At 49.1% G+C, this 5,671-nt stretch carries 3 protein-coding genes; 1 reads left to right on the top strand and 2 read right to left on the bottom strand.

The annotated features are described in order from the left end of the window. Positions 1-103: 103 nt before the first annotated feature. Positions 104-2,350 (bottom strand): ATP-binding protein, encoded by a 2,247-nt coding sequence (locus tag PN462_RS04745; RefSeq protein WP_272126865.1) that lies wholly within the window; start codon positions 2,348-2,350, stop codon positions 104-106. 286 nt (positions 2,351-2,636) lie between these two features. On the opposite strand from PN462_RS04745, the gene PN462_RS04740 reads away from it, so the two are divergent. Then, a complete protein-coding gene (locus PN462_RS04740; protein ID WP_272126864.1) occupies positions 2,637-4,328 on the top strand; it encodes an alpha-glucosidase family protein in 1,692 nt (563 codons plus the stop codon). Between the two features lie 197 nt (positions 4,329-4,525). On the opposite strand, the gene PN462_RS04735 is transcribed toward PN462_RS04740, so the two are convergent. Then, a partial coding sequence (locus PN462_RS04735; protein ID WP_272126863.1) for a WD40 repeat domain-containing protein occupies positions 4,526-5,671 on the bottom strand: 1,146 nt, incomplete at its 5' end.

Genomic DNA, 5,671 nt, shown 5'->3' with positions numbered 1-5,671 from the left:
TAACCCAAGGCTTTTAACCCTTTTAACCCAAGGCTTTTAACCCTTTTAACCCAAGGCTTTTAACCCTTTTAACCCAAGGCTTTTAACCCAAGGGTTTAATGAATCACAAAGGCAATACAATCACAAAATCAGTCCCCACCCCCACCTCAGACTTGCAAATTAAGCGGCCTTGGTGCTTTTCTGTAATAATTTGATAACTAATTGATAACCCTAACCCAGTCCCCTTCCCCGCAGGTTTTGTGGTAAATAAATAATCAAAAATTTGTCTCTTAATCTCTGGAGGAATTCCTCCCCCATTATCTCGAATGCGAATCACCGCTTGTTGGGAAGTCGGATTAACTGCTGTTTGAATGACAATTTTTGGGGGATGTTTCTCTAACTCCTGATAAGATAACGCTTGACTCGACTCCTCCAACGCATCGATCGCATTGGCCAAAATATTCATAAACACCTGATTAATCTGGCCCGGATAACACACCACCGGAGGTAAATCCCCATACTCCTTCACCACCTGAATGGGAGGCCGATGGGAATCGGCCTTGAGACGGTGGCGGAGAATCGTCACCGTATTGTCTAACCCCTCATGGAGATCATACTCCACCTTCCGCTTTGTATCTGCCCTAGAAAACGTCCGCATCGACACACTAATCTCTCGAATGCGTTGGGTCCCCTCCCGCATGGAATGAATGAGTTGTAAAAAGTCACTAATCAAATACTCTAAATCAATCTCTTGTCCATGCTGGACAATACTCAGGTCCGGTTGGGGATAACGGGTTTGATAGAGTTGTAGATGTTCGATTAAATCTCGCAAATACTCCTCCATCAATTGTAAATTCCCAGAAATAAACCCAATCGGATTATTAATTTCATGGGTAATTCCCGACACCAGTTGGCCCAAAGCCAACATTTTTTCCCCTTGGACCAACTGATTTTTTGTTTGTTGTAATTCTTGAGACGTAGCTTCCAGTTGAGTCGATACTTGAGAATCGTTTAAGAGCAGCGCAGCTTGAGCGGCCAATATCTCCAACAATACCCGACAGTCCTCGCTCCAACGGTGTGCCGTGAAACAATTTTCTAAATACAACAGGCCCAAGCATTTCCCCCCAGACACCAGAGGAGTACAAAACACCCGCTTCGGGAGAGTATCGGGGAGACATTCCCCCCACCATTCCTCCTTCACTTCATCTCCTCCAACCCACTGTTGAGTGTGACTCACCTGCTCAAAGAGGCCCTGGGGTAACTCCGGATGTTTCGATAACGGAGTCCACACTTTCCCCTCTGTGAAATTGTCCGTCTCAGGGGCCACCACCGCAACCTGCCACCCTTTCCCTTGGGAGATCAGCAGGGCGCATTGGTCCGCCTCTGTCTGGGTTAACATCAAAGAGAGGAGTTGTGGGACAATGCCTTGGGTGTTGTCTTCTCCTACCCCCTGTAACATCACCAACGCTCGTTTCCAGTCCACCCCAGGGGAGAGAGACGGAGGAGCAACGGGTTGGGAGGGTGCAGCAGTGATCTCTGGAGCAGTGGCCACCTCTCCCTCTAGAGACAGTTGGGGAGTGACAGGACTCAAGATTTCCGGGTAATGATCTTGCAAAAACTGCCGTTTCGCCAAGATCCCCCACCCCCCATACATTCCATAGGCCGCCATTAAATAAGCCCGGGCGGGAAGCTCATTCCCCATTTCATGATACAATCGGCCAGTCAACTCGTAGGCTAACGCCTCATCCCGCCGAAATCCCCCATTTCGCGCCCCTTCAATCCCCTTTTCATAGCATTCCAAGGCCGCATCCCGCGCTCCCAACAACCGTTTATATTCCCCTCGCACTAAAAACCAAAAATGGGGTTCAAAGGAGGGACATTTCTGTAATTTCCCTTGATTTTCAATAATTTTTTGTAAAATTCTGCGTTGTATGCCGACCGGACTATTGACATAAAGCTCAATTAATGATAGAGAAGAAATAAAATAAATTTCCGCCGCCAGACTTGTCTCCCCGGTTTCCTGTAACGTGCGCTTGGCCTGATGACAGTGGGAAATCGCCGCCTCCCATTGCTCTCCATAGTAGCTCAGATACCCATTGCACAGATGAAAATGAGAGCGAAAACTCGGCGGTTGTGTTTCCCCTTGCCAACGGTCTTCCAAGCTGTTCATCCCTTGCTGGAGTTGCTCCCAAAACCCTTGATAGAGTAATAAAGGCAGTTCTATCTCTGTCCAAGGCAGAGAGGCTAATTTAGCCGACATCTCCTCATTTTCCTCTAGGGTGAGACTGTCCTTTCTCCTCAACGACATAGCCAAATTGCTCCCCCGTTGAAAGAGAGAATGACAATACGCCAAAATCTCCTGTATAGTCACCCCAAAATCCTCCCTTACTAACGGTTTCCAGAGCGGATGTCGGTTAATTGCGTCATCATGGTTTCCTTATTCAATACAGTAACCCAAACCTGTCAACCTGTGTGCTTGGCCACGTTTCCAGACCGTGGCCTGAGACTCGACACCACCCGTGTCTAGTGTAACCTAGGTTTTTTCTTACTTTCGGATAGGTAACTCTCCTTCAATCGAGTCTTGTCTATCATTTTTCCCTCTTTTTACACTGAGAATGAACTGAAATCGAGCCAGACAGAACTTATCCCTCTTTCTTATGACACACACACTTACCCCGAATCCGCAAATTTCCCCAGAAAAATCCTCCCAAGCGGATTGGTGGCGTAGTGCTGTAATCTATCAAGTGTATCCCCGCAGCTTCATGGACAGTAACGGGGACGGCATTGGCGACCTTCCGGGTATTACTCAGAAATTGGACTATATCGCATCTCTGGGAGTGGATGCGGTCTGGATATCGCCTTTTTTCCGGTCTCCCATGAAAGATTTTGGTTATGATGTCTCAGACTATCGGGCCATTGAACCCATGTTTGGGACGATGGAGGACTTTAAAACCCTGTTAGAGGAGGCCCACTACCGCAACCTAAAAGTCCTCATTGACCAAGTTTGGAATCATACTTCCAACCAACACCCTTGGTTTCTGGAAAGTCGCAGCAGTCACCACAACCCTAAAGCGGACTGGTATATTTGGGCCGATGCTCAACCGGACGGAACGCCGCCTAATAATTGGCTTTCCACTTTTGGGGGGACTGCGTGGACTTGGGATAACCAACGACAACAGTATTATTTGCACAACTTTCTCAGTGAACAACCGGACTTAAACTGGCGTAACCCGGAAGTGGTGCAAGCTATTTTAGATGTGGCGCGATTTTGGTTAGATTTAGGCGTGGATGGTTTTCGTCTGGATGTGGTTAATTTCTTCACCCATGACCCTAGTTTAAAAGATAATCCTGCGCGATCGCCCAACGAAAAACGACCCGATGGCGCGTCGGCCAACGACCCCTTCTTCTCCCAAGTTAACCTATATAACTTCTGCCAACCGGATACCTTAGACCTCCTCGAACCCATCCGCCAAGTATTTGACGAATATCCGGGGACAATGACGCTGGCAGAAATCAGTTCTGCCGAAGACACCATCCTCACCTCCAGCGAGTACGTCCAGGGAGACAACCGCCTCCACATGGCTTATAACTCCTCCCTGATGAGTGATGAACCCCTCTCCCATAGTCGCCTCTACGAAATCATTAAACGAGTCGAAGACCTCTTTGGAGACAACGGAGTGATCTGTTGGACGGGTGGGACCCACGACTTCCCCCGTCTGCGGTCCCGGTGGCGGAAATTCCTCATTGATGATGAATTCTCCAGAGAAGCCTTTGATCATATGTTCGCGGCCTTATTAGTTAGCCTACGGGGGGGCTGTTGTATTTATCAAGGGGATGAACTCGGCCTCACCCAAGCAGAAGTCCCCTTTGAAAAAATGCAAGACCCCTTCGGCCTGGCCGGATATCCTACGATTAAAGGGAGAGACGGGTCTCGCACTCCTATGCCTTGGCGACAAGATGCCCCCAATGCGGGATTTACCACGGCCTCTGAACCTTGGCTTCCCATTTCCGAAGATCATTATCAGGATGCGGTGGATGTCCAAGATCAAGCGAGAAGTTCCCTTTTAAATAAATATCGCCGTTTAATCGCATGGCGCAACCAACAACCCGCTTTACGTCAGGGTAAATTAGAACTCTTACCCAACCCCGAACCTCTTTTAGGGTTTATCCGTCATTGTCCAGACCAACGGCTCTTATGTCTATTTAATCTTAGTCCGATGCCCATTCATTTCGATTTATCGGACTATCCCAACTGCGAAGAAGCGGATGAGGTGGATTTTACCAACCGTCGTTATGAGGATACGGTGGAGTTACCGGGGTATGGGGTCTTTTTCGGGAAGTTGTCTTAATTGTTAGGGGATGTTGGGTTACGCTATGCTTCACCCAACCTACATTAACTGAACCGGATTCCCTATCAGAGGCCCATGAAAGAGACTGTTTCCCTTTCTCCCAACCTTGGGAGAGGGGGATGGGGGGTGAGGGTAACTCCAAACCCATTGCCCACCCGACCATGATTCATACACTTAGGTTTCACCCAAGGTTCAGTTTAGGGGGTTTTCGGTTGCCAGAGTTTTACTGTTCCGTCATTGCTGCTGCTGACTAATGGGTGGCCTTGGGAGGAAAAGATCACTTGGTTGACTCGACTTTGGTGGCCTTCTAAGTTGGCAATGCGTTGTCCGGTGGAGACTTCCCAGAGGGGGATGGTTTTGGTGGTTGTGCCACTGGCGAGGAGGTTTCCGTCAGGACTGAAGCTGAGAGAATAGATTTGGGAGAGGAGTCTCATGGTTTGGATTTCTTCTTGGGTTTCGATGTTCCAGAGATGAATCCGGCGATCGCTGCCTCCTGTGGCTAAGGTTTCTCCATTGGGACTAAAGGCCACCGTATGGATTTTTCCCCCAATGGTGATATTTCCCAGTTTTTCTCCGGTCTGGACATCCCAGAATTTGACTGTACCATCGGCACTCCCACTGGCGAGGGTTTGTTTGTCGGGGTGGAAGGCAATGGCCGTCACCCGGTCCCAATGACCTTGCAGAGTTCGCAGTTTATGACCGCTTAAAATATCCCACACTTTAATTACTTTGTCGTATCCCCCACTAGCAAGGGTCATTCCGTGGGGACTAAAGTCAACGGTGGCCACGTGATACGCATGGCCAGTGAGGGTTCGCAGTTCTTTTCCGGTTTCAATATCCCAGAGTTTAAGGGTACAGTCTGCGCTACCACTGGCTAGTTTTTTGCCGTCGGGACTGAATGCAAGGGAGTAGATAAAGTCTTGGTGTCCCATGAGTAAGCGGAGGGTGTCTCCGGTTTCGCTGTTCCACAGGTAAATGGTGTTGTCTTTACTGCTGCTGGCGATAATTTTACTGTCGGGACTGACGGCAATGGCTTGAATTTCGCCTAAGTTTTCTCCGAAACTCTGGATACATTCCCAAGGTTGCAGGTTTTCTGCTTCTGGGGTTGTGGTTGTTCCCGATGCGAAGCGGCCAAACATATCCCGGATTGAGAGGCCAATTTCCCAGAGGTTTTCCCCAATGTCGCGGATTCCTTCTTCAACTTCTCCGGTGACGTTCTCAAAGTTGCGAGAGTCTCGATTTGAGGGGGTTTCTTCTGGGGTTTGGGGTGCAGGGTCTGATTCGGGTCCGAGAGGGGTTGTGGTGTCTTCTGGCGGGGTTTCTGGGGAGGGTTCTGGGGGAGG

Origin of the sequence: Spirulina sp. CS-785/01 (genome assembly GCF_028330525.1) — a bacterium.
In the GTDB taxonomy this organism is placed as follows: Bacteria; Cyanobacteriota; Cyanobacteriia; order Cyanobacteriales; family Spirulinaceae; genus JAQMSD01.
This window is presented reverse-complemented; position numbering and strand designations above follow the sequence as displayed.